Here is a 25524-nt window from a genome sequence, read left to right as displayed (position 1 = left end):
ACGCAACCCCAATCGATTCAACCATGGAGAACCCAACAGACACCTTGATTCAGGGCATCCGCGGCCGGTGTGGAGAACCCTTGTTTGGGCTATACCGGTGGTGCGCGGGAGAATCCCATCATGGGCATCCCACGTGCCGATCCCTGCTCTTAGAGAAAGGCCAGCTCCGCGACGCAGTGAAGTCCGGTGGTACCCAATCCACGTATATCAGCATGATCCACCGTCGCAGTCTGCCGCTGGGTGCCCTGAGCCAAGGTGTTTGCCATCACCGGCCCGAGAACAACGTTTTCGAAAAAAGACAAAGAAGAAGAGGTGGTTAAACAATAGTTACTACCAAACATTGACAGGTCAAAACATATCAGCCCTCGTATTGGGCGATGGGATTGTTTCGATACCAGTCGTGCGGAATGCTGCCGAAAAAGGCGGTGAAGAGGTCTTTCAAGCCACTGAAATCATTCGCTTCGAGCAGGTCGTAGAGGCGTGCGGCCTGGCTTGGCGTGTCTGACGCGCGACCGCGCAGCTGATGCAGCAAGGCATTGTTCAGACTGGAGCGAACTTCCAGATTTGGGTAGCGCAAGACATACTGAGTCACCGCTCCGTGCTGGCGCATGTGATCGATCGTCAAATAGCCGGTCTGGAACAGCAAAGCCTCCGTGGCGATGTAGTCGACATCGAAGGTCGAAAGAAGCTGTTCGTCCGTCAGCAGGCGCTCCAAACTGGGTGCAAACGTGTGCCGCCCGGCCAGAACCTCGATCAAGAATGTCGGCGTGGCGGTCTCGAACCACCAGGAGCGAAATTGCCGGCTGTCGAATAGCAGCAGCACGTCAAAGGGGTTGTAGACGGCATCGCCGGTCCAGTTGTAGCCGTTATACCAAGCGCGAATCTGTTCGCGGTCCAAACCTGCCAGCTCGGGTGCGAAGACGCCATCCAGATCCTCTTCGGTATAACCGCAGAGCGCAGAGTAGCGCGCATCGACGGTGATATCCTTCAGATTATTCAACCCGGAAAACAAGCTCACCTTGCTGAATTTGCTCACTCCGGTCAGGAAGACAAAGCGCAGGTGGGCATCCGAGTCCTTGATGACCGAATACAGATCGCGCAGCCCATCGCGCATGGCCCGCGCGGTTTCCTTGTCCCCGAGGTTATCCAGAATGGGCTTGTCGTATTCGTCCACCAAGACCACAACCTTTTCCCCGTAAGCAGTCGCAGTGCTCTTGATTAACTGCTGGAGACGGCCAGATGGACTGCGGTGCGTGGCGCTCACGCCAAGGCGTTCGAGGTTGTCAGTGAGCAATTCATCGATCTTTTCATCGAGCTTGGCGCGGCTGTGCAGCACCCCACCGCCGAAACTCAGCCGAATCACCGGATGACGCCGACTCCAGTTCCATTTGTGCTCCGCCTCAAGGCCAGCGAACAATTCCCGGTTGCCACTGAAGAGCTCCGCCAGGGTATCCAGAAACAGCGACTTGCCAAAGCGGCGCGGACGGGAGAGAAAATAGTGGCTGCCTTCCTTGATCAGCCGCAAGGCGAAGCCTGTCTTGTCGACATAGTAATAATTATCTCCGCGAATCTTGGCGAAAGTCTGGACACCAACCGGAAGCTTTTTGCGCAACATCAGATTCTTGCCGAACGCCGTGTCAGGTTGCTGATTCCGTAAAAGGCGCGTCAAAGCATCGAAAAGCTCCGCAACACACCGGCGAGCTTTTCATCCTCCCTCGCCAGTTGCCGCAACACATTTAGCAACCGCGTTGGCAGCGAGCCCTGCTCGTGGCGGAGTTGCAGATCGCGCTCCAAGTCCTGCTCAAGCTCCGCAAGCCGAGCTTCGAGCGGACGCAGCGCGGTGCGCCGATCCCAAACGATATAGCCAAAGAGTGCAACAATGAGCAGAATCAAGGCGGAGAACATCGAGAGCATGACCAACATCTGATCATCAAGGCGCTTTTCGATGGCCGCGAAACGCTGATCGACAGCCGCGAAACGGCGGTCGATGCCCGCTTCCATCGTCTTAAAACGCTGGTCGATCCTCGCTTCCATCGCCTTGAAGCGCTGGTCGATAATCGCTTCCATCGCCTTGAAACGCTGATCGGTCTGTTCCGCCAGCGCCTTTTGCCCAGCCTCCAGACGCGCGAGCGACTCGATGATCTCGCGATCTGAAATGCGCGGCGCGGTGTCAACGCCATAAGCCCCCAGGCTCATGCCGGCAAGCACGAGGGCGCAAGATATTTGCTGGCAGTGATTCATGTGACCAGTCTCCCGAAGACTCCATGCTTTGATTCTAGCAGCTGAACAGTTCAGCCAAGCCACCGCAACGAAGCCGCTCGGCTTAGCCGGCTAGGGTCTCGACGGCAAACCCCACCACGGCACGATGCTCGGCACTGAACTCCACACCGATGAGATGAACTGGCTGGCCTCGGCCACGATATTTGTCGGCGTAGCCTTTGGCCTTGAGCTGCGCCATGGCCGCTCCCTCGCCGCTGTGCTCGACCACCTTGAATTCGATCAGATACACCTGGCTATTGAACTTGACCGCCAAATCCAGCCGCCCGGCGTTGCTGCTCTCTTCCGGCGTCAGATCAAGGCCAAGACTGGCAAAGTAAGCATAGAAGACGCTGGCGTAGTAGCCCTCGTATTGAGAGATCGGGGTGTTGCGATACCAGTCGTGCGGGATGCTGGCGAAGAAAGCCGTAAAGAGCTGTTCCAGACCGCTGAAGTCATTGGCAAGCAACAGATCGTAGAGGCGAGAGCTGTGTTCGGCCACTGCGGAACTGCGCGCGCTCAGCGCATCGAGCAGAGCACCATTAAGACTGGCGCGCACTTCCAAATTGGGATATCGCAGCCGGTATTCCGTCGTGGCACCGCGCTCGCGCATGCTATCGATGGTCAAGTAACCGGTCTGGAAGAGCAGCGCTTCAGTGGCGATGTAGTCGACGTCGAAGGCCGACAGCAACCGATCATTGGCAATGAGTCGATCCAGTTTCGGCGCAAATGTCTGACGCGTGGTTAGCACGTCGATCAGAAAGCTTGGCGTGGCGGTTTCGAACCACCAGGGGCGGAACAACCCGCTGTCGAACAATAACAAGACATCGAACGGGTTATAGACCGCATCCCCGGTCCAGTTATAGCCATTGTACCAGGCGCGAACCCGGTCGCGATCCAGGTCCTTGAGCTCCGGAGCGAAAACCTGGTCCAGATCGTTCTCGGTATAGCCGCAGAGCGCGGAGTAGCGAGCATCGACGGTAATGTCTTTGAGATTATTGAGCCCCGAGAACAAACTGACCTTACTGAACTTACTCACTCCGGTGAGGAAGACAAAGCGCAGATGCGCATCCGAATCCTTGATCACGGAGTAGAGATCGCGCAGTCCATCGCGCATGGCCCGTGCGATTTCAGGATCGTGCAGATTATCCAGAATCGGCTTGTCGTATTCGTCAACCAGGACCACTGCCGGCGCTCCAGCCTGGACCTTTGCTTCCCGAATCAGCTCCGCAAAGCAGCCCTGCGCAGTTGGCTCCGAGCAGCGGATGCCCAGTGCCTTTTGATTGACACGAAGCTGCTCCCAAATCTTCTCCTTCAAATCCGCAGGCTCGCGCGCCACTCCGGCGCCGAAACTCAGCCGAATCACCGGATGACGCCGGTCCCAGTTCCATTTGTGCTCCGCCTCAAGGCCAGTGAACAACTCCCGGTTGCCACTGAGAAGCTCCGCCAGGGTATCCAGAAACAACGACTTGCCAAAACGGCGCGGGCGGGACAGAAAATAATGGCTACCTTCCTCGATCAGCCGCAGGGCAAAGCCTGTCTTGTCCACATAGTAGTAATCGTCTTCGCGAATCTTGGCGAAGGTCTGAACACCGATTGGAAGCTTCTTGCGCGACATAGGCGGACCTGAGGCGAGTAGCCGTTATCTCTGCTTGCGGTCGCAGTCTAGCAGGCTAGCCAGGTTTTGCCCTGGACCAGACCCCAAGTCAATTCAGCGTCTCGACCTCGAAGCCCAGCACTGCGCGCTGTTCGGCGCTGAATTCCACCCCAACCAGATGAATCGGCTGACCCTGGCCGCGATATGCGTCGGCATAGCCTTTTTCTTTGAGTTGCGCCATGGCCGCGCCTTCGCCACTGTGCTCGACCACCTTGAATTCGATCAGGTAAATCTGACCATTGAACTTGACCGCCAAATCCAGCCTACCAGCATTGCTGCTCTCTTCTGGCGTCAGATCAAGCCCCAGGCTGGCAAAATAGGCATAGAAGACGCTGGCGTAGTAGCCCTCGTATTGGGCGATCGGGTTGTTGCGATACCAGTCGTGCGGAATGCTGGCGAAAAAGGCAGTGATCAGGTCTCTCAAGCCGTCAAAGTCATTGGCCAGCAGCAGGTCGCCCAGGCGGGTCTTGTTGGCCAGGGTTGTCTGTCCGTCGGCCGTCCAAGCGCGTAGCAGGCTGTTGTTGAGGCTTTGATAAACCTCTCGGTTGGGATAGCGCAGCCGATAGCGATATTCGCCAAAGACAAATTCTTGGCTGTCGATCGTCAGATAACCGGTCTGCCACAGCAGTGCCTCTGTGCTGATATGGCCGACATCGAAAGCGGAGAGCAGTTCGCTATCGGCGCGCAAGTCACCGAGTGCCGGCAGCCAGGTATGTCTGTCCTTCAAGACATCGATGAGAAAAGTTGGCGTGGCAGTTTCGAACCACCATGGCCGGAACAGCCGGCTGTCGAATAGCAGCAGGACGTCAAAGGGGTTGTAAACGGCATCGCCGGTCCAGTTGTAGCCGTTATACCAGGCGCGAATCTGATCGCGATCCAGGCCTTCCAGCTCGGGAGCGAAGACCTGGTCCAAATCCTCTTCGGTATAGCCGCAGAGCGCCGAGTAACGTTCATCGACAGTGATGTCCTTGAGGTTATTAAGCCCCGAGAACAAGCTGACCTTGCTAAATTTGCTCACCCCGGTGAGGAAGACAAAGCGCAGATGGGCATCGGAGTCCTTGATTACGGAGTAGAGATCGCGCAGTCCATCGCGCATGGCCCGCGCGGTTTCCTTGTCCCCGAGATTATCCAGAATCGGCTTGTCGTATTCGTCCACCAAGACCACGACCTTTTCCCCGTAAGCAGTCGCGGTGCTTTTGATTAACTGCTGTAAACGCCCGGATGGGCTGCGGTGCGTGGCACTTACGCCCAGGCGTTCGAGGTTGTCAGTGAGCAATTCATCGATCTTTTCATCGAGCTTGGCGCGGCTGTGCAGCACCCCACCGCCGAAACTCAGCCGAATCAAAGGATAACGCCGACTCCAGTCCCATTTATGCTCCGCCTCAAGGCCAGCGAACAACCCTCGGTTGCCACCCAACAACTCCGCCAGGGTGTCCAGAAACAACGATTTTCCAAAACGGCGCGGTCGAGAGAGAAAATAGTATTTCCCTTCGGAGAACAGCCGCAACGCAAAGCCCGTTTTGTCGACATAGTAATACCCTCCTTCGCGAATCTCGGCAAAGGTCTGGATACCAATGGGCAGCGATAGACGCGTCATGGCTATTCCCTGAAAGTTTGCAACGGCCACCAAACCATATCAGTCAACCAGCTACGGCATCGTATTCCCGATGGCTACCGATGAATTTCACATAGACCGCTTGATAGCAGTAGGCAACAGACACCACCAGCCGGTAATCGTTACCCTTGACATTGACCACTAAGCGGCGATTCTTGAGAATTTTCCGGAACACCCCTTCAGGTTGCTGATTCCGTTCAAGGGGCGTCAAAGCATCGAAAAGCTCCGCAACACGAGCAGCTCCAGCGCCTTTTGCCCGGCTCCAGACGCGCCAGCGATTCGACCTCGGCCTATTGGTGAAACACATCTTCCAGCGAATCTGCCGTCAATACACCCGCCACCCAATCTTCCAGCTGTGAATCTGTCGCTGATGCGAGCTGCTTGTCCACCCAGTTGGGTAAGGCGCCAAACTTCAGGGCAACTTGCTTCCTGAGCATGGTGCCCATGCCGGCGTGATAGCCTTCACGATGGCCCTCACGCTTTGCCTCATTCAGGAAAGAGACTTCATCATGCAGCGCGCGTTCGCGCACGAACGCGAGACGGCGGGCTTCTTCATCGGCGCTGAGCACGCGGATGCGGTTCATGGCTTGTTGGACGGGTTCGTGAGCCACGGCGGCCATGGTGAGTTCCTCCTGCCAGTGCTTGAAAAAGGTGATCCAGGCGCGCAACGGCCCAGGTGGGAGCCCAAGACGATCAGCCTTGTTGAGTTCGATCAGGTTCATTTGCAGGATGTTCCCCAACGAGACCTGGGGCTGGGTTTCATCGCGCATCTCAAAGCGCCACAGGGCTTGTTGGCGCTCGCTTTCGGTGGCGGTAAAGAGGTCGAAAGCCAGCAGGTGCAGACCGACCGAGCTGCGAATTTCTTGGTAGTCTTCCTCTGCTAGCAGCTGACCGCCGAGGGTGCGCGCGAGGTAGAAAAGCCCGCGTTTTTGCCAAGCCCCGTAACGGCGCACCTGAATCTCAACATTGTAGCAGTGACCCTCGGCGTCGCGAGCGAGCACATCGAGGATGATGTGTTTGCCACTGAGTTCGCTGGGCTCAATGCTGGGGTTAAGAATTTCGACTGCGGTGATCGTGGGCAGATCGGGGCGCAGGTCGTTGATCAACGCCACCAGCAGTTCGGGCGCCCCGACAAACAGGCGCTTGAAGACATAGTCGTTGGTGGGGTCGAGCAGTGTTTGCATGGCGGATTGTCTTGATCGAGGCTACAGCAACTAAGCGGGCACCAGATCATTCGGCGTTAGCCCGGCTTGGTCCATACGAAACTTGATGGCTTCGACCGGATCGGGTAAATCAACGGGAAAGTGCTTGGTCTCGTAGGCTTCAACAAGCGTCAGGAGAATTTCGAAGCGGTCGCCGTCAGTGGTATCAGCGTGCGGTTCATTGTTGAAACAGGCCGAGAGTTCACCCAGTGCGTCCTTATAGTCCTCTTCGGTGCTAATCGGGCGAATGTCCATGTCAGATCTCCATCTCGACGGATTGCGCGTCTATGGCATCGTATTCCCGATGGGTACCGATGAATTTCACATAGAGCGCTTGATAGCACCGGGAAACAGACACCTGCTACCGATAATCGCTACTCTTGATGCTGAACACCAATACCCAATGATAGCCGCAAACTGGGATCGAGCAAGCAGCAAGACAGCCCGCAAAGCGACCACCAAAACCAGGGCATTGCTCACGGAGAAACAAAAGCGATTGCACCTTTTCAGAGCGATGACGCCGAAAATTGAAAGGTATCCACACTGGCCGCAGCACCCCATGATCGAGCAGCGTAAGACCGCAATCAGTGTTAACGAGCTGGATTCTTGCCACAGGATACGCCAGCATCGGCGACTCTTTGTTACCAAGGACCAACCGAAGCTATCTCACATAGAAAGCTGGAATCTTATATTTCAAACAGGTTAAACTGGTTGAAAAATTTGAGATATTAAACTGAATTTTCGCCCACAGACAGAGACCTAGTAATGAAGGAACAACCAAACCTCTCTTCCAACAAGACTCAGCTATCGGTAATGTTCCATGACGCTGCCAAGCATCACCGCGCCGGACGCACCCAAGAAGCCCTAGGGATTTATCATGCAATACTCCGTATCAAACCCAATCACGCTGAGGCCAATCACAATCTTGCCCTCCTCGCCGATGGCATCGGCCAAACTGAGGTTGCTTTGCAGTTTTTTGAAGCTGCCGTAAGAGCAAACCCGCAAGAACTCCACTTTTGGAAGAGTTACCTTGAAATTTTGACCCGTTACGGCCGAATAAAACAAGCTGAATCGCAATTGGAAGCAGCGCGTGCAGCTGGAATTAATGAGAGCGGACTGCAAGAACTCGCCACGACTATTAATCAGACCATGCAGCGTGAGAATCGCACAATTTATCAGCACCACTTGCAAATGGCTCAGGACCGCTTTCCAGGCATGCAATACCATGAGTGGCTGGATTGGTTCCATTGCAGCCTTAAGCCCACGACCTATCTTGAAATCGGCGTTGAAAGCGGGCAATCACTTGGCCAAGCTCAACCTCCGACAAAATGCATAGGTATTGATCCAGCACCGACAATCAACGCAGACCTCACCGCATGGACCAAAATATTTTCTCAGTCAAGCGACGATTTTTTTCACGCGCATGACGTTAACGAATTATTCGGCGGTGAAAAATTTGATTTATGTTTTATTGACGGATACCACTCCTTTGACCAAGCACTCCGCGATTTTATCAACGCCGAAGCGAATGCACACGAAAATTCTGTCATCCTTTTGCATGATATTTTCCCACTCGAGGAGATAACAGCGTCACGCGAAAGAAAGACACAATTCTGGACAGGGGACACATGGAAGATCATTCCTTTGCTTAAGGAACAAAGACCCGACCTTTCAATTGTCACTATTCCAACATTCCCAAGTGGATTAGCAGTAGTCACCAATCTTGATCCAAAAGCCACAGCAAAAAACAAAGAATTCTCTGACTTAGTAGACAAGTGGACTAGCAAAGATTACCGAGACTATGCCGATACGATGCCTAAGCACTTAAACGCCATCGAAAACGAAAAAACAGTAGTTTTTTCACACTTGACTCGCACCTTAACCAAAGCAATTGCGTCATGCTAAAGTCGCAGCTGACCAAGGTAGGGGCACAACGAACGCAATGCTAATGGCACCTTAGCAAATTATCCTTTCTTAAGCTCCGCCAGCGCATCCACCAACGTCTGCTCGAACGCTCTGACGGTCTCCACCTGGTGATCCGCCTTGACGGCAGCTGCAGCCAGTTCTGCGCGACGTGCCGCCTGCAAGGCTGGGTCTCGACTTTCCGCAGCCAGCTGGGCGGCGATGGCAACATCGTCCTCGGAGTTACGCGCGATGCTCTCGGGCCGTCCAATCTGCCGCAACAGGCCGGCTGCCAGGCGCTGCCGCAGCGTCGGACCTTCCAGGGTCACAATGGGCAAACCGCAGTGCAGCGCCTGCCAAGCGGTTGTGTAGCCGCTAAAGGCCGGTAAGTCCAGATACAGATCAACGTTCGCAAGCAGACTCAAAAACTGATCGAGATCCACCCACGGGCGCTCGACGAATAAGACCTCAAGGTCCAAGTCAGCTTCGGCCAGCGTTTGGCGCAACAGCTCGACCGCAAGATCGCTGGCTCGCGACAGACGCCTATGCTTGAGAACATAGAGCTCACAGGGGCTGCAGGCGCGTAACACCTCGGCGAGCAGCGATCGGTCCGCCGGGTCGTGTTTGAATGGGTGTTGACACAACAACAGGCGGACTCGTCCAGGGGTCCTTTGGCGTAAATAGCTGACTGGCAACGGAGCGGGCTTAATATCCAGCCATTCAGTGCAAACGCCGGTACCGGGCAACTGCACTAGGCGCTCGCGATAATGGCTCTGGGCATCAGGCGGCTCGAGCAAGTCGCCAGAAATAAACATGTCGATCTCGGGCAGGCCTGTGGTAATAGGGTGACCCCAGCTCGCGACCTGCAAGGGCGCCAGGCGCAGGGCACCGAGATGACAGCTCAGCGGGTCCATGCCAATCTCTGGAAAAAAGAGCACATCAGGTGCGTCCTCACGGATCAGCCGCAGCCACTCCGCAAGCCCCAACTGCCCGGTAACAAAACGCTCGGCATGACGCTCGGCCCAGCGGGTCTCTTCGTCCGTTTCGACGCCCGTATGGTAAATGATTAGCTCAAATCGAGTACGTAACAGGTGGCGCACCAAGCCTTTGACGATGATATCCCAAACGGAGTGACGACGAATGAAATAACAGAGAATACCAAGGCGCGGCCGCGCCCGTATCGGCGAAATCGCCATTGGCAGAAATCCACGCGCTGACCAATAGGCATTTCCAGCGCGTGCTATCAGATCGCCATAGCCGCTGAGCAGATCGCGATGCTGGCCGGGCCGATAGGCAAGCAGAAACGGCTGGCGATCGCCAACGCGCTCACCGAGCGCCGACAGGTGGTTTGGGTCGGCATCGGCCCACTCAGTCAAAGCGGCCATCGCCTGGCAAAAGGCAGCAGGTGTGGCTTCGGACTGCTCTTCGGATTCGGCCACTCTCGGCAAGCTCAGCATCGCCTGTATCAGGCGCGGCAGAGGCACCGAAGGGTTGATCGCAAGGGCGCGTTGAATTGCCTCACTAGCATTTGAACGCTCGCCAAGTTCCTCGCGCGCTGCAGCGAGCCCCGTCCAGGCACGGCCAAATTCGGGGACCACAGCCAATGAGCGCTCAAACCAAACGACTGCCTCGGCGTAACGCTCAAGCCGATTCAGGGTAGTCGCGATATTGTGCTGCCCGTTCGGTTCACCGGGCGCGAGTTGGTATAAACGCAAGAAGGTCTCCAACGCTTGCTCAAGCTGACCCTGCAAGGCATGCAGGACTGCTCGGCCGCGCAACGCCTCGACCAAATTCGGATGCAGCCGCAATGCCTCATCAAACATGAGCGTTGCGCGCTGCCATTCCCCAAGTTGGAGCAGACAGATCGCACAGCGAGCAAGCAGAATGGGATCTTCCAGCTGAGTGCTCAAAAGCGGCGCATAGTGGGACAGCGCCTCGGCATAGCGACCGGCGGCGAGAAGTCGGTCAGCCAGTGGGTTCAGAGGCTGCGATGTATCAGCACACTCCAACTGGAGTTCTGACTGATGGATTTGGTGCGCGTCAGAGGGAATAGCGGAGCACGCGGTCGTAGGCATTGGCGGCGTGCTGGTCATGGCGCAGCTGCTGGAGCGCCTCGGCAATGGAACGGCGCTGATCGTTGACCGCACCTATCAGCGTACGGTGAAGTTGATCGATGGCCTGGAGAGTTTCAGCTAGCTCGTCACGAGCTTCCGAATCAGCCACCGCCTGCGCAAACTCTGGAGATGACAGCAGTTGCCGCAGACGCTCATCAAGGGCGGCAAGTTCTGTTGTCGTGAAACTTTGATCTGCAAGTTTTTCCGAGCTAGTGTCTTGATCGTTTTCTGAATCAATAACATTGACATCCCTGGGCATGCCGTGATGAGTCGCTTTCCGAAAATCATTCAGCAAATCAACGAGTTGGAAAACAACAAACTGGGATGCCCTCATGTTCACAGGCAAGGGACTCCGAGAGAGCTTATCCAGCCGGCTGCCGCTGCTCTACCGGGATGGCATCCCAACCGGATTTGATCTCGCGCAGCAAACCCGCCACTTCGTCGAGGATCTCCGGCTTGTCATTCAGGTTTGCTTGAAGAAGCTGATAAGACATGTACTCATACAACGCATCAAGACGCTCGGCAAGCTCACCACCTTTGCTGTGATCCAGCACACCACGCAACCCATCGATGATATTGATGGCCTTGCCGATCTGCTCACCCTTCTTGGCGACATTGCCTTGCAGCATGGCGCCGCGTCCGACGGCGATGCGCTCAAGCGCACCTTCAAACAGCAACTGAATAATGCGATAAGGCTCGGCAACCGCAATCTCCGACAGGACGCCGGACTGCCGATACTGGTCTGTGATTTTGCTCATTCCCATAGCATACATGCGAACAACCCTGCCGGCTACTCCCCAGTGTGCTCAGCCAGCTTACTACTTGCTGCCTAACCCAGGCAGGTTAGCAAGCTGGGACGCGAGGTAGTTGCTTGTCGAATTCATCTGCGCAACAAGGCTATCCATGGCAGCAAACTGCGCCGACAAACGCTCCTCCAGCGACATGATCCGTTCGTCGAGTGCCTCGCGTTGCAGACCAATGTCATCGACACTCGCGCGCAAACCTTTCGTGCGCGCCGCGAGCATGCCATCGGTGCTGTCACTAAAGCTTGTTACCGCCGCATGGAACTTGCCAGTGATTTCCTTAACCGCTCCAACGACGTTCTCCATACCATAGATTTCAACCGCATCATTAAACTTAGTCTGGTCGAAACCTAGGGTTCCGGTCTTACTGGACACGATTCCAAGACTAGCAAGCCCCAGATTGTCTCCGACCCGAACCGACACCTCTTCCCCGTCGATTTCCGTTGGACCATAATCCTGAGCGACGCGACCGAACTCCACCATCGAGTTCCCGAGCATGCTGCGCACCGCGCGGACTGTTGAATCGCCAGTCAGCAGCGCACCGCTGTTATTTTCGGCATTGTAAGCTGTGAACGAGTTGGTCTGGTTGATCAACTCATTATAGCCACCGACAAACTCGTTCAGAATCGACCTCATAGCACTCCGATCCTCGGCAACCTGCACGCTCGCGGCACTGTCGGTTGCCCCAAGAAGGGTAATGCTCAGCCCATCAACGGCTCCGTCAAGGGTATTGCTAGCGCTGTTAATGGTGATGCCGTTGATAGTCGCCAAGGCATCACTGGCTGCTTGCGTAATTTGTCCGTTACCTTCCGTGTCGGACCCGTCCAAGGACAGGGCATCATTCATGCCACCGCTCGCGGCACCGTCGAAACCATTTGCCGTTGTTTGAATAGTGTTCGCGGCCCCGGTTTCGTCGGCTGTCATCACCAGTCGCGCCCCACTGCCGTCATTGATGATGGACGCCGTGACACCGGCATCCGCATCGTTGATCGCGTCACGCAGATCAGCAAGCGTCAAGCCATCATCACCGCCTTCCAGATCGATAACAGTGGCGTCATTCGATCCAATCTGCACTGAAAAGCTCGCGGAGGTGCCGGCAGCTACGACCTCAGTATTGGCACCACTGGTCTCGGCATCCTCACGAACAGCAAAATACGTCTCAGCAGCGGTCGTATCCGTTGCGAGCGACTGCGCCGTGGCAATATGGTCAACTTCAATCGTGAACTTGCCCGCTGGTGCATCCGCATCCGCCTGGACGCTCAGCGCATCTTTGTCGGAGTTGGTCACGCTCATCTTGGACTCGAACTCGCTCAGACGCTTGAGCGGCGACTCAATGGTGCTGAGCGCTCCTCGCAGGCTGCCATAGGCGGAGATCTTCGCCTGAAGTGTGGCCTCCTGATTGTTCAGCCGATTCTCGGTCGGCACGCGTTCGGCCGACACAAGATTTTTCAGCAAGGCTGAGAGATCCAGTCCGGACCCGACACCAAGTGAGCTAATGGCCATTGTCTCCTCCCAGGTTGTGTGCGTCCCAGCCGTCCGTTCTGACGTTCAGTCCTTGCCGGCCTTTCCCTACTGGACTTCCCGTTATACCTTGACCGTCAGGCCTTCTCTGCCACCCCAGTCGCTGCGAATCCGTCGCCATCGCGCAGCTTTTCCATAAGCTCCAAGGCGGTTTCTGGCGGAATCTGGCGGATGACCTTCTCGTTTTCGGCATCCCAGACTTTTATCACAGTGCGACCGCTCGTTTCATCAACCGAAAACTCAAGCGAGCGCTTGTTTGATTGCAAGAAATCGTTGATCGATTCCACGGCTTTTTCCAACTCGCCTTCACCCGGCAATGCGCGCGGCGACTGTTGCTTCGCTGTTTCGTTTGCGGCTATTTCGGCACGCTGGCTCGGATTCACGGCCTGGGTTTCATCTAACCCATACGCCTGCCGGTCATTGACAACCGCGTTTGTCGCCTCACGGCCCAATGTCTGCGGAGGTGGCGCTGCCCCATCGGGCGACGGCGACCGTTCCCAGGCACCGCGTCCACTCACCGCCTGACCTTTTCCATAGGTCGGCTGCAATGCCTTGGTTGAAATTGAGAGTGCAGTATCGTTCATGGCCTCTGTCCTCCTGTCAGTGACGGGGCGCGCCGACCGCCTTGGTCGACCGCCCCGCTGACAGCCTCTCCTTCCCTATAGTGTAGCCCCATCCTTTACTGCAGCAGCGACAACGCGCTCTGCGGCGCGGCATTCGCCTGCGACAGCACCGAGATACCAGCCTGCTGCAGGATCTGCACCCGCGTCAGCTCTGCGGTCTCGGCCGCGAAGTCGGCGTCACGGATGCGCGAACGAGCGGCTGACATGTTCTCAGAGCTCACACTCAGATTGCTGATGGCCTGGTCGAACCGCGTCTGCACCGCCCCCATCTCAGCCCGCATGCTGTTGATTTGATTCAGCGCCCCGTCGACGATGCCGATGGCTTGGGTCGCGGTCTCGCGGGTAAGAATATCCAAGTCGGTCAGGTCTTTGGCAGCGGCGGCCGTCGTGGCGCCTTCAAGGGTAGTCGCGGTTACCTTATTGTCGGTGTCAGTGATGGCGCCACCCTCCACCTTCCAACCAGTGGCAGCTTTGTTGGCAGTAACGGCAATTGTCGAGTTGCCGGCGTTATCAACCCGCACGAAGGCCCGATACCCGGCATCGGCAACGGCTTTATCCCCGCCATCGATTGCCGTTTGAATCGCCTTGTTCAGATCTGAGACAGCTGCCTCAAGCGACTCCGAACCGCCTGTAGTCGCAATTGCGGTGCTGTCTGCGGTGGTAAGCGTGATCGCGCCGATGGTCGCGCCCGTCGATGCGAGCGCCTCGACGTCGGCTTGTGAAATATAAGCGCCCACTTGATCCGTACTGCCAAGTTGCGATGTACGTGAGTCGACGCCCGAGACGGCGATCATTTGCCCCTGGTTGGAGCCGACCTGGAAGAACGCATTGCTCGTCGTACCGTCAAGAATCGATCTCCCGTTGAACTCCGTATTCAGCGCAACCCGACTGACTTCAGAGATCAGTGCCTTGACCTCGTTGTTCAATGCGTTCCTGTCGCCTGCGGAGTTGCTACCATTGGTTGATTGAACAGCAAGCTCGCGGATGCGCTGGAGATTGGAGCCGACGGTACTGAGAGCGGCTTCCGCCGTTTGCGAGAAAGAAATTCCGTCGTTGGCATTGCGCACGGCCTGATTTAAGCCCTTGATCTGGGCGGTGAAGCGCTCCGAGATGGCCAGGCCGGCCGCGTCGTCCTTGGCGCTGTTGATCCGCAGACCAGTTGACAAGCGCTCCAAGGTGTTGCCCAGCATTTTTTGCGAGTTAGACAGATTGCGCTGTGCATTTATCGATTGTACGTTGGTGTTGATAACTTGTGCCACGGTTCGTCTCCTGATTATCCTGATTGGTCCTTAGTTGGACCTTTTAAGCAACCACGTCGGTCTTGAAGGTGCTGTTCGAGCGGCCCTCTCCCGCGCTCTTGAAGAGGCTAACGGCTCGCGGCACATTTCCTTTAGCGACGCCCGAACGGTCATCGCAAGAGGCGTTCTGCGGCAAGACGGCCAGCTTGTTAGCCAGCTCGCCCCGGCTGCCCCGGTCGGACTTGCTCGATGGTTTGAGAGAACCCTTGGGAGATCCGTTAGGCCACCAACGGCGCAAGGACGCGCAAGCGGCCTCCATGCCGGCAGCGGTTGATGCTCTTGGTCGAGATGCGACGGCTCGGGGCATCAGCGTTGCGCCTCCTTCGGGATGACCATGGAGACAGTACATGCGACTCACTGCGCGGCACTGCGGTGATAGAGGGGACTCCGAATTCAGCCAAATCGCTCAGTTGCTCGCGGACTCCGTTAGCAATATTTAACGTCCTGACCCGACTCCCATCAAGCGGATTTTCGCACAAGGCGGTGGACGGGGATAGCCACAGGACAAGGTATTCTCCCTGCTTGGCCGGGACGGCTTCGCAGACATATAGGTAAAGTCATGACATCAATCATCGAGAAAGCCTTTAACCTCCATGAGGCCGGACAACTGATACAGGCGAAGGCGCATTACCGAGAAGCACTAAAGCAATTACCCACGGCGCAGCATGCCACAATCGAGTATCTGCTTGGCACGATAGCGTTTCAGCAAAATAAACTCAATGAAGCTGAAACACTTTTCCAAAATGCCATCAAAAAAAAACCAACGGTCGCAGATTTTTTTTCCGCTTATGGCACCCTGCTTGTACATTCAGGACGCCACGAGGAAGCTTGCCAAGCTTACCGGAACGCGATTTCAATTGAACCGGATAACCCCAAAACATTACTCCAATTTGCTGATACCCTCTCCGCACTCGATCGACACACCGAAGCGTTACCCCACTACGAGAACCTAATACTGAAAGCTCCCAATACAGCAGAGGCATATCATGGCTATGCGCAAACCTTGATAAAATTACAGCGTCACACCGAAGCAATCTCACGCTGCCACAAAGCCTTATCCATTACCCCAAACTCACCAACTATTTTCAATACGCTGGGCGTCGCATTGAAAAAAGCCAATAGACTGACTGAAGCAATTGCGTCGTTCAGTGACGCCATTAGGCTGGCGCCAGCTTATGCTGAAGCCTATGCGAATCGTGGCTGGGGTTTAATGAAGCAGAAGGCATGGAACAAAGCGGCCGAGGATTTCCGCTCTGCGATGTTTTTCCAACCTGAAAAACCCGACCTGAGAATTGCCCACGCCCAGTGCCTACACAATTCCGGACAAACAGAAGAAGCCGTTGCGGAAATGGACCGACTTATCCATCACTCCCCCAATTGCAGCAAAGCCCATCGTGGACGGGGAATTTTTCTCGTTTCTCTTGGTGATTCTAAAGAGGCTTTAAAAAGTTTCCAGCGCGCATTGGATTTAGCTCCCGATGATGTGATAGCGCTAGCCCACTATTACGTCCATGATGGAGCATTACATGACGACAAGGCGATTAAACAAGAAATAGAGAGCCTCCATCAAGGACTGGAGGAACAAATATACGACCCAGACCACAAAACAATCGTCTGCTTTGCGCTAGCAAAACTCTATGATATATCGAAATCATACCATAAGGCATTTGAGCATTTTTCACTCGGACATCGACTGCGGCGAAAATCCTTAGGTCACAACTGGGACCCAGAACACACAAATATCGAATGGCTTAAAGCACACATTACGCCAAAATTTTTCACTAAGCGCAAAGATTGGGGAGATCCAAGCACCCGTCCAATTTTCGTCGTCGGCATGCCTCGTTCAGGCACGTCACTGGTCGAACAAGTTCTTTCATGCCATCCATTAGTGCACGGCGCTGGTGAATTGACCTGGCTTGGCGACAAGGCGACAGAATTGATCAAACGAGACAAAACCGGAACCTTTGTGCTAAGTCGTTATCGTCGATGCGACTTTAAAAAAATGGCAGCAAATTACCTCCGGCAGATAGAACAAAAAAACTCAAGTGCCGCACATATTGTTGACAAAATGCCGCATAACTTTGCCCACCTCTGGCTAAGCACCTTACTCTTCCCCGATGCTACCGTCATCCACTGTGAGCGTCATCCGATGGCAACATGCTGGTCAATATTCACCCAGCCGTTCGAGAAAGGCCATGCCTATGCCGACGATCTAAAAACCCTTGGCGAGCATTACCAACAATACGAGCAGATCATGAAATACTGGTCGGAAACACTTCCAATTTCAATCCATTCTGTCAAATACGAGAACTTAGTTACCTCACCAGAAGTTGTAATTCGTTCATTGTTGGAGGCGTGCAATCTACCTTTTGATTCAGCCTGCCTTCTTCCGCACAAGCACACAAGAAGGGTTCGAACCGCGAGCATGCACCAAGTAACCAAGCCGATCTATGCAGATTCGATCAGAAAATGGGAGCGCTATGCGGCCTACCTAAAAGAACTAGAAGATGTTTTTTCGGTTAACTCCAACGCCGCCGATAGCAATCTCAGTTAACTTTGGTTAATAATCCATGGGACCGGGCTCAAAGCTGTTGCGTTAGCGCCATCGCGGAATTTTTCTCAAATGATATTCAGGGTTGCAGATTTGCACCCGACGGAGTACCACCGAGACCGAACTTGAAGGCTTTTTCTCGGGTTTCCATCATCCAAACTGGGGTGGGTTCCGCTTGCGCGTCCTTGCGGCGTTGGTGGCCTAACGGATCACCCAAGGGTTCTCTCAAACCATCGAGCAAGTCCGACCGGGGCAGCCGGGGCGAGCTGGCTAACAAGCTGGCCGTCTTGCCGCAGAACGCCTCTTGCGATGACCGTTCGGGCGTCGCTAAAGGAAATGTGCCGCGAGCCGTTAGCCTCTTCAAGAGCGCGGGAGAGGGCCGCTCGAACAGCACCTTCAAGACCGACGTGGTTGCTTAAAAGGTCCAACTAAGGACCAATCAGGATAATCAGGAGACGAACCGTGGCACAAGTTATCAACACCAACGTACAATCGATAAATGCACAGCGCAATCTGTCTAACTCGCAAAAAATGCTGGGCAACACCTTGGAACGCTTGTCAACTGGTCTGCGGATCAACAGCGCCAAGGACGACGCGGCCGGCCTGGCCATCTCGGAGCGCTTCACCGCCCAGATCAAGGGCTTAAATCAGGCCGTGCGCAATGCCAACGACGGAATTTCTTTCTCGCAAACGGCGGAAGCCGCTCTCAGTACCGTCGGCTCCAATCTCCAGCGCATCCGCGAGCTTGCTGTTCAATCAACCAATGGTAGCAACTCCGCAGGCGACAGGAACGCATTGAACAACGAGGTCAAGGCACTGATCTCTGAAGTCAGTCGGGTTGCGCTGAATACGGAGTTCAACGGGAGATCGATTCTTGACGGTACGACGAGCAATGCGTTCTTCCAGGTCGGCTCCAACCAGGGGCAAATGATCGCCGTCTCGGGCGTCGACTCACGTACATCGCAACTTGGCAGTACGGATCAAGTGGGCGCTTATATTTCACAAGCCGACGTCGAGGCGCTCGCATCGACGGGCGCGACCATCGGCGCGATCACGCTTACCACCGCAGACAGCACCGCAATTGCGACTACAGGCGGTTCGGAGTCGCTTGAGGCAGCTGTCTCAGATCTGAACAAGGCGATTCAAACGGCAATCGATGGCGGGGATAAAGCCGTTGCCGATGCCGGGTATCGGGCCTTCGTGCGGGTTGATAACGCCGGCAACTCGACAATTGCCGTTACTGCCAACAAAGCTGCCACTGGTTGGACGGTGACGGGTGGCGCCATCACTGACAGCGACAATAAGGTAACCGCGACTACCCTTGAAGGCGCCACGACGACCGCCGCTGCCAAAGACCTGACCGACTTGAATATACTTACCCGCGAGACCGCGACCCAAGCCATCGGCATCGTCGACGGGGCGCTGAATCAAATCAACAGCATGCGGGCTGAGATGGGGGCGGTGCAGACGCGGTTCGACCAGGCCATCAGCAATCTGAGTGTGAGCTCTGAGAACATGTCAGCCGCTCGTTCGCGCATCCGTGACGCCGACTTCGCGGCCGAGACCGCAGAGCTGACGCGGGTGCAGATCCTGCAGCAGGCTGGTATCTCGGTGCTGTCGCAGGCGAATGCCGCGCCGCAGAGCGCGCTGGCGCTGCTACAGTAAAGGACGAGGTGATTGTTTCCTCGACTAACGGGAAGGAGAGGTTGTCAGCGGGGCGGTCGACCGAGACGGTCGGCGCGCCCCGTCACTGACAGGAGGACAAAGGGTTTTCAGCGAGCATGCCCACAGCAGAGTCTGCTCATCACTGCCCCAGGTTCCGCACTGGCCTTCGCATGCAATCGACAATATCACCGTCGGTTGAACCACGCGTTCGTGATGTGCCGGGCAATGGTTAGCATGTTTAAAGGCTAGCTCCTCGGGGGCGCGCGGTTCAGGGCTTCGCGCAGGGCTTGTTCGGCCTCCACAAGCCGGCGTTCCCGCTTGCGCAGGAGCCAGAGGTAGGACCAATGCCAGACCAACTCCGGCTTCCGCGCGCGGATTTCGCGCGGCCAAAGCACCGGCCTACCAGTCGCGCTCGCAGGCTTTGGCGAGGATGGTCCAGCCAGTTGGGCAGTTAGGCCATTTGGCGACATAACTGTCGGCTGCCACGCGGAGTTCCGGTTGGTCACTGTGATGGAAAAGCGCCCGCAAGGTAATGCGCGTTTTACCCTGATTGATGCCTTGCGCTTCGAGCGCGTTCATGAAGTCATTTGACTGAAAGAATTGTGGCCTTTTTCTGGGTCGGAGCCGAGGATATCAGGCAACTTGTTTGACCGGTAGTCCTTTTCCAAGGCCGAGGCTATGGGTGGCAGTGGCGCGAGATCATTGGAGTGCCTCGCTAGTTTCGCCGAGCCGGTGTACCATACGCTTAATTAACTCCTGACTGAAATTAGTGCCTTTGTCACGCATCGCGGCGGCCGCTTCCTGAAAGGATGGAATTAAACCGTTTACTTTCGCCTTGGCCAAGCTACAAAGGCTCATCGGGCTCTCCCCTCCGCCTGCCGATGTTCGTCATCTGGGGCTTGGCGTTCAAAGGGGCGAGTCTAGCCGATTCGCCGCGACAGAGGGAGGCTTGGGGCGGAGTCTAACCGGCATCAGCACGAGCCGTCGCTTAAAGGGGTTGACTTAACACGCTAAATCAGGTTAACCAAGCGGCAGCATGCTTAGGTGCGACAGAGAAAAAGTGATCGCCGTCCACCGTGTGCCGTGGTATCACGTAGATGTTTTACGTTTTTAAAACCGCACGATTTAAGATACTGACTGATATCTCGCGAATTCTGTAATTCCGAAACTCTATACATTCCACCGCTTTCCAAATGGGCAGTCTGGAAAATCATCGCTTCCACCTTGGACGCAAGTTGCCGGAGCACATTGACAGTTCGCTCTCGACCGAGTTGCTTATAAATCCACATATGCACATTCAGCATCAATGCGAGATCAAAATTTTCACCACTAAGCTTTTCTAATACATGCTCATCGAAATTTTCATTAAGGAAAAAAACATTTTCAGCACGATGCGCAATCTTGAGGGCCTCTGCAACAGCCCAAGCGTTTGGATCCGCCTCCACTCCTACTACCTTGCAGCCGCGCTTTGCTAGATTAAAAGAGAAAAAGCCAACTGAACTACCGACATCTAAAACACGAAGTCCTGACAAGTCTGAAATATTGCAGTATTCCAGCACTTCCTTTAGCTCATCATGCGCAGCTGATTTGTGCACATTAGCATGATACCCCTCAAAGGCAATTGGATGGTAAACCCATCCTTCTCGCGTGCTGCTTCCATCACGGTATCCGTTTCTTCCAATTTTCGATATTAAGCCCTGAATAGCCAAACGCGACAATATCGTTATGGCTTCGCTATCATTTGCCGCAAATGGATTTAATGTATCCGGCCGATTATCTTTTTCATTTACGCCAATCATCCACGAGAGATCAATAAGAGTGAACTCGCCAGTTTCTCTTTGAAATAATATATTCGACGGGTTAATGTCACGATGTTTGACCTGCAAACGATTCAGTTCAGCCTCTAAATCTCGTAACCACTGAACGAAGGCAAGCAGATTAACACCCTCGGGCTCAAATGTTCTTCTGCCGGGCAAAGTCGGATCAAACTGACCAAGCGGTTCACCGCAGTAATCCATTATTTCACCGCTTTCATCAAAGCTGATCAATTTTGGAAAAAATTTGGAGCAGCATCTTTGCAGCCAATAAGGTTCACCTCGACGACTAAATTGCTTATTAAAATCAAAATAAGCCTGTTTAAAAGTTTTATGAACGAACCCATTAACTAAGACCACCTCCGCTTCGTTACCTGTATATCTTTTCCCAATGCTCTCTCGACTTAGGCTCGATGCATCCTTTTTATTCAGGTTCTCCGAGGCTTGACTGACATAAGAACTGGTCACTCCATACTGTTCTGCGTACCTTGCTAGTTCAACCGCTGGAGCGAGCCCGTCGAAATTATTCAAATAGCGCATTATAAAGCACAATTCGTCTTCGGGATTGGCTAGTCCAATGTTATCTTTTTCATAGTCCACTTCGATTAAGGTACAGTTTGGATTATACACAAGATGACCGGTTGCGCGAGCAATTACACTGATTTCAGTATCGCCGGCATGGGATGTGTAGCCAGAAAAAAATAGGGATTTCTTGTAGATACCGGCTATCCAACAACGGCGCACCATGCCAAAAGAGGCGGTAGCTCCAAACCATTTCCCATCATTAAATGCAAGCAGACCTTTTCCACTCTCTTCAAGCGACTGATATGCGCATTTCAGCCAGTTACGACTTGGAAAGGCGTCTTCAGCGAGATAAACCACATAATTGCTGTTCGTTCTGCGATAGATTTCGTTGATAGTCTTAATGAATCCCTGTCGGATACTATCAAACAGGAGAATAATTTGGCAGGGCATTCCGGCGCGTTGCATGAGTATCCTAGAAGTTTTCTTTGCTTGCTCAACATCTATTGTTGGCATCAAAACAATAACCTCGGCGGTTGGTATCGAGGATTTAGTCGAGACTTCCCGCACGTCGAGTAACGTTATTGCACTATTAGCGACTGGCTCAGAAAATTTTTGCGGCCGTAGTTTGATTCGATCACCTGCATCGAAGAACATCCTTTCAATCGTTTTCGCAGAGTTCACGGTGGTAAACCGCCATACATCGTCCCTACCCCTGTCGCGCCAGCTGATTGGCCCGCTCCATCCCAGGCTCAGTCGCAAGCTGGATAAGCTGCTCAGCAAGCTGGCCCGCATCGGCCTTATCGAACAACAATCCATTGCGCTCATGCTGGACAATCTCACCGGCGCCGCCCGTGCCACTACTGACAACCACCAACCCGGCTGCCATGGCTTCGATCTGGCTCTTGCCGAATGGCTCAGCAAACTGGCTTGGAAACACCAGCACGTTTGAGCGCGCATAAAGCTGGGGCAGGCGGGTTCGATCGAGGTATCCGCTGAAGACAACGCGGTCGGTGAATCCCCAATTGCCGGCAAAGCTTTTTAGCTGCTCGACGAACTCCGGGGCGGTGGTGTCACCTGCAAACTCGCAAGTGAAGGGGATGCCGTGCCGATGCAGCTCGGCCAGAGCTTGCATGAGAATTTGCGGGCCTTTGTAGGGCATGACGAGCCCGACGAAGCACAGGCGCAAGACATCGAAGCGAGCCGGAAAGGCGCGGTAGCAGGCGTGCAGCTCGGAGCCCGGCGGGAGCACGGCAGTATTGGGGAAGCGGTAGCCTTGCGCGGCCAGTTCGCGCAGCAGCCAATCGCTGGCGCCAGCGAGGCAGAACAGGGGCGACTGCGGGGTGGCCTGGATGGGATAACCTGTGGCAGCGTTGCCAAGTCGGTGGACAACCGGAATGTTGCGCTTGAGCAGTTCGTGCAGGAAGCGGAAGTCGAGAAAGTCCAGGTTTCCGGCCAGGCAGGCGTTGGGTTTGAAGTGCTCGGCCTCGGCGAGGATGGCGCGGGTGTTAGCGTTGGCGATGACCTGACGGCGCTCGGGGTCTGGCTCACTGACGGTGCGACCGTCGCGCCAGTCTCCATAGAGGCGCAGGGTGCGTTTGGCGTGCTGCTCGACTTCCGTCATGTCAGCGCCGGGATCGCGATAAAGGTGCGGCATTTCGGCGGTGAGGATGCGCAGAGTGTGACCGCGACTAATCAACGCTTGGCAGAATTCCCACATGGTGCGGCCAAACCCGCCCATCTCCTGCGGTGGCAGCAGGTTGGTGACCACCAAAATTCGCAGGGGCTTCTCTGTTTTCGGCACTGGCTTTTGCCCAGTACGTTCGAGGTAGATCTGGTACTCACGGAAGTCTGTCGGCAGTTGCTCAAGCGCGGCTTTTGCGCTTGACGGCAGCTCCCCAAGGCGTTCTGCTTCTTTTAATGCAAAAAGCGCTTCGCGCTGGTCACCCTTTGCCAGCATCAAGTCAGCTAAGGCGAGGTAGGCCGCAATATTGTTGCGATTAAGCCCAATGGCCTTGCGTAGCAGAGCCTCCCTTTCTGTCGCATCCGAACACTCAGCTGCCTCGGCGACGTAATCTGTTTCGTCAGCGCCCTCGAGGACTTTGTCGACCTCAACCCAGTCAGGACGCTCTTGAATCGGCCATTTCGACCACCAATCGGCATTGAGATGCTCGGCGCTTGCTTCGGTTCTCAAGCGACACTGGTGTGGAACACAGAATTTGCCTGAGCGCCGATACCGATAAAGGTAATGGCGTCGCTGCATCTGGGGGTGTGCGTCGAGCATCTGGTCGAACTGCCGCGGCGGCTCTGACACTGGAAACCAAGCACTGGAGCCACGCAGACGCTCTAGCGCTTCAAGAATACCGGCTAGCAGCCAGGTCGGAATGTCTTGCGTCGGCGCGAGGTAATCATAACGGGAATGAACGGGTAGGAAGGGACGGTCAAGCACGACTTCGAAGCCCTTCTCGAGGCGCCGCAAAAGGGTTTGTGCGAGTTTCAGGGCCGCCTTGTGCTCGCCGCAGCCAGAAAGGACACGGATGCGCAGCATCAGGGTGGACAACTGGCTATCACCAATTTGAAGCAAATCTCCAAGCTGGTCGCGTGACTTTAGCAGCCAAGCAAGTCGTTCGGTGGGATGGGCCTCAGTCGCCTGGGCGCTGAGGTAGGCGTTCAAGGCATGTTCGTAGGCCGGCCAGTGCGGATCAGCCCCGCGGTCTGTATCTTTCCAACCCTCAATCAACATGCGCTCGCCGAACTGGCTCGCCACGAACGGAAAGGCATAAAAGGCTTGTTGCCAGGTTTTTGCGCTTTTGGTTGATGGCTCTTGCCCTGTGGGCCAGTCGGCGAGGAGTCCACAGGCACGCAGTTGCTCGGCTTCTTTGCTGGTAAATGCAAATAGAGTGTTTGCGTCAAGTGCGGGCGCGTCGATTCGATTATCTTCCACCAAGACATTCAGGCCAGGCAGATGGCGATAGACGTTGAGGCCAATCTGTTCAAGGGCAGCATGCCAAGCTCTCGGCTCGGGCTGTTCGTTAAGCCGGTGTAGGATGAGGAGGGGGCTTTTCTCGGCTAGGGCGCCGCCTTCGCTGAGGAGGGTTTCAATCGACAGGGCGCTAGCACTAAGTATCAGCAGGTCACAGCCTGTAACCTGGCTGGCAGCGGTGAAGGGGCCGACTTGCAGTTCCAGCGAACAGGTGATGGCATTGCGCCCGGCGCTGGCTTGCGCGAGATTCCGGGCGGTTTCGTCGGGAAGTTGGATACGGACGTGGCCGTCGGGTTCGAGTGTTCGGGCTAGGAGCAGGCCGAACAGGCCGTATTCGCCGCTAATATCAGTGACCCTCAGCCCGGGTTGAACGAGGCTTTCGAGCAGGCTGAACGCCGGGTCGTGCCAGTCTTCTTGTTCGAGCAGCAGATAAGTGACCGGATCCTTGATGTCCGATGGTACGCAAAAACTGAGATCACCACGCAGCAGGAGTGTCCAGGACGACTCGGATTCGGGCTCGGCATAGACCTTGGTGGTCTCTCGGCTGTCAGCCTGGCTCTGGCCGCTGGGGGCACGGTTGACGGCTTCTCGAGCGCGCTCACGCACTTCGAGAGCGGCTGGCCAGTCGAGGCCTTTGCCGATGAGGTCGTCGATGGTCTGGAAGGCCTCGCGCGGGCGGTCGAGATCAAGCAAGGCTTGAGTCAAACCGAGCCAGTAGTCGCCGTTGGCGCGTGCTTGGCTGACTGCCTGTTGGAACTCTGCTAGGGCTTCTTTACTGCGCAGTTGTTCCAGCAACAGGGAGCCAAGGATGTAGCGAGCTTCTGCATGATCGGGCTCACGTGTGAGGAATTGGCGGCAGCCTTGTTCGGCATCTTGATACCGGCCCTCGTCTTTGAGCATCAGCGCGGTTTTGAGTTCGAGCGGCAATTGAGACTGAAACATGGTAAGAGACACGACAGGTAATTGAGTATAAGGTTGATAGCCTGTTTACAAGGCTT

At 55.2% G+C, this 25524-nt stretch carries 18 protein-coding genes and 2 pseudogenes; 3 read left to right on the top strand and 17 right to left on the bottom strand.

Annotated features, from left to right (window positions below; genetic code table 11):
* Positions 1 to 361: 361 nt before the first annotated feature.
* The 7 genes and pseudogenes from Thiosp_RS06585 to Thiosp_RS06555 all read right to left on the bottom strand — a co-directional run.
* Positions 362 to 1615 (bottom strand): annotated as a pseudogene (locus tag Thiosp_RS06585) (ATP-binding protein); the annotation flags it as partial.
* A 50-nt stretch (positions 1616 to 1665) separates the two neighbouring features.
* Positions 1666 to 2241, bottom strand: a complete 576-nt coding sequence (locus Thiosp_RS06580) for a hypothetical protein (protein ID WP_323696944.1) — start codon at positions 2239 to 2241, stop codon at positions 1666 to 1668.
* Between the two features lie 82 nt (positions 2242 to 2323).
* Positions 2324 to 3874: an ATP-binding protein gene (locus Thiosp_RS06575; RefSeq protein ID WP_323696943.1), complete on the bottom strand. Its 1551-nt coding sequence runs from the start codon at positions 3872 to 3874 to the stop codon at positions 2324 to 2326.
* Positions 3875 to 3962: 88 nt separating this feature from the next.
* The gene (locus Thiosp_RS06570) at positions 3963 to 5510 is read right to left on the bottom strand and encodes an ATP-binding protein (RefSeq protein WP_323696942.1); all 1548 of its coding nucleotides are present in this window, start codon (positions 5508 to 5510) and stop codon (positions 3963 to 3965) included.
* A 43-nt stretch (positions 5511 to 5553) separates the two neighbouring features.
* A complete protein-coding gene (locus tag Thiosp_RS06565) occupies positions 5554 to 5835 on the bottom strand; it encodes a type II toxin-antitoxin system HigB family toxin (protein ID WP_323696941.1) in 282 nt (93 codons plus the stop codon).
* Complete coding sequence (locus Thiosp_RS06560; RefSeq protein ID WP_323696940.1) at positions 5819 to 6712, bottom strand: Rpn family recombination-promoting nuclease/putative transposase; 894 nt, start codon at positions 6710 to 6712, stop codon at positions 5819 to 5821. Before Thiosp_RS06560 ends, Thiosp_RS06565 begins: the two co-directional genes overlap by 17 nt.
* A 30-nt stretch (positions 6713 to 6742) precedes the next feature.
* Positions 6743 to 6985, bottom strand: a complete 243-nt coding sequence (locus Thiosp_RS06555) for a helix-turn-helix domain-containing protein (RefSeq protein WP_323696939.1) — start codon at positions 6983 to 6985, stop codon at positions 6743 to 6745.
* A gap of 510 nt (positions 6986 to 7495) precedes the next feature.
* On the opposite strand from Thiosp_RS06555, the gene Thiosp_RS06550 reads away from it, so the two are divergent.
* Positions 7496 to 8635 (top strand): class I SAM-dependent methyltransferase, encoded by a 1140-nt coding sequence (locus Thiosp_RS06550; RefSeq protein WP_323696938.1) that lies wholly within the window; start codon positions 7496 to 7498, stop codon positions 8633 to 8635.
* Positions 8636 to 8694: 59 nt separating this feature from the next.
* On the opposite strand, the gene Thiosp_RS06545 is transcribed toward Thiosp_RS06550, so the two are convergent.
* The 7 genes and pseudogenes from Thiosp_RS06545 to Thiosp_RS06520 all read right to left on the bottom strand — a co-directional run bounded on the left by Thiosp_RS06545 (position 8695) and on the right by Thiosp_RS06520 (position 14952).
* Positions 8695 to 10455, bottom strand: a complete 1761-nt coding sequence (locus tag Thiosp_RS06545; protein ID WP_323696937.1) for an O-linked N-acetylglucosamine transferase, SPINDLY family protein — start codon at positions 10453 to 10455, stop codon at positions 8695 to 8697.
* A gap of 27 nt (positions 10456 to 10482) precedes the next feature.
* A pseudogene (locus Thiosp_RS24670) lies at positions 10483 to 10707 on the bottom strand (hypothetical protein); the annotation flags it as partial.
* Positions 10673 to 11086, bottom strand: a complete 414-nt coding sequence (locus tag Thiosp_RS06540; protein WP_323696936.1) for a hypothetical protein — start codon at positions 11084 to 11086, stop codon at positions 10673 to 10675. The pseudogene Thiosp_RS24670 and the gene Thiosp_RS06540, both read right to left, overlap by 35 nt.
* 22 nt (positions 11087 to 11108) lie before the next feature.
* Positions 11109 to 11519 carry a flagellar export chaperone FliS gene (gene fliS, locus Thiosp_RS06535; RefSeq protein WP_323696935.1) on the bottom strand — a complete coding sequence of 137 codons (411 nt, stop codon included), beginning with the start codon at positions 11517 to 11519 and terminating at the stop codon, positions 11109 to 11111.
* A 45-nt stretch (positions 11520 to 11564) separates the two neighbouring features.
* Positions 11565 to 13052: a flagellar filament capping protein FliD gene (gene fliD, locus Thiosp_RS06530; protein WP_323696934.1), complete on the bottom strand. Its 1488-nt coding sequence runs from the start codon at positions 13050 to 13052 to the stop codon at positions 11565 to 11567.
* Between the two features lie 95 nt (positions 13053 to 13147).
* Positions 13148 to 13654: a flagellar protein FlaG gene (locus Thiosp_RS06525; RefSeq protein WP_323696933.1), complete on the bottom strand. Its 507-nt coding sequence runs from the start codon at positions 13652 to 13654 to the stop codon at positions 13148 to 13150.
* A 95-nt stretch (positions 13655 to 13749) separates the two neighbouring features.
* Positions 13750 to 14952: a flagellin N-terminal helical domain-containing protein gene (locus Thiosp_RS06520; protein ID WP_323696932.1), complete on the bottom strand. Its 1203-nt coding sequence runs from the start codon at positions 14950 to 14952 to the stop codon at positions 13750 to 13752.
* A gap of 598 nt (positions 14953 to 15550) precedes the next feature.
* Between Thiosp_RS06520 and Thiosp_RS06515 the strand changes: the two genes are divergently transcribed.
* Together Thiosp_RS06515 and Thiosp_RS06510 are read left to right on the top strand one after the other, a co-directional pair.
* Positions 15551 to 17545, top strand: a complete 1995-nt coding sequence (locus Thiosp_RS06515; RefSeq protein ID WP_323696931.1) for a tetratricopeptide repeat-containing sulfotransferase family protein — start codon at positions 15551 to 15553, stop codon at positions 17543 to 17545.
* A 459-nt stretch (positions 17546 to 18004) separates the two neighbouring features.
* A complete protein-coding gene (locus Thiosp_RS06510) occupies positions 18005 to 19207 on the top strand; it encodes a flagellin N-terminal helical domain-containing protein (RefSeq protein ID WP_323696930.1) in 1203 nt (400 codons plus the stop codon).
* Between the two features lie 399 nt (positions 19208 to 19606).
* Here the strand turns inward: Thiosp_RS06510 and Thiosp_RS06505 are convergent, their stop codons facing one another.
* From Thiosp_RS06505 to Thiosp_RS06495, 3 genes are all read right to left on the bottom strand, one after another.
* Complete coding sequence (locus tag Thiosp_RS06505; protein WP_323696929.1) at positions 19607 to 19786, bottom strand: hypothetical protein; 180 nt, start codon at positions 19784 to 19786, stop codon at positions 19607 to 19609.
* 461 nt (positions 19787 to 20247) lie between these two features.
* Complete coding sequence (locus tag Thiosp_RS06500; protein WP_323696928.1) at positions 20248 to 22200, bottom strand: class I SAM-dependent methyltransferase; 1953 nt, start codon at positions 22198 to 22200, stop codon at positions 20248 to 20250.
* 52 nt (positions 22201 to 22252) lie between these two features.
* Positions 22253 to 25468 (bottom strand): glycosyltransferase, encoded by a 3216-nt coding sequence (locus Thiosp_RS06495; RefSeq protein ID WP_323696927.1) that lies wholly within the window; start codon positions 25466 to 25468, stop codon positions 22253 to 22255.
* Between the last annotated feature and the right edge of the window lie 56 nt (positions 25469 to 25524).

Source organism: Thiorhodovibrio litoralis, from assembly GCF_033954455.1.
In the GTDB taxonomy this organism is placed as follows: Bacteria; Pseudomonadota; Gammaproteobacteria; order Chromatiales; family Chromatiaceae; genus Thiorhodovibrio; species Thiorhodovibrio litoralis.
Note: the sequence above shows the minus strand (reverse complement) of the source record. Positions and strands in the feature narration are given on the sequence as shown.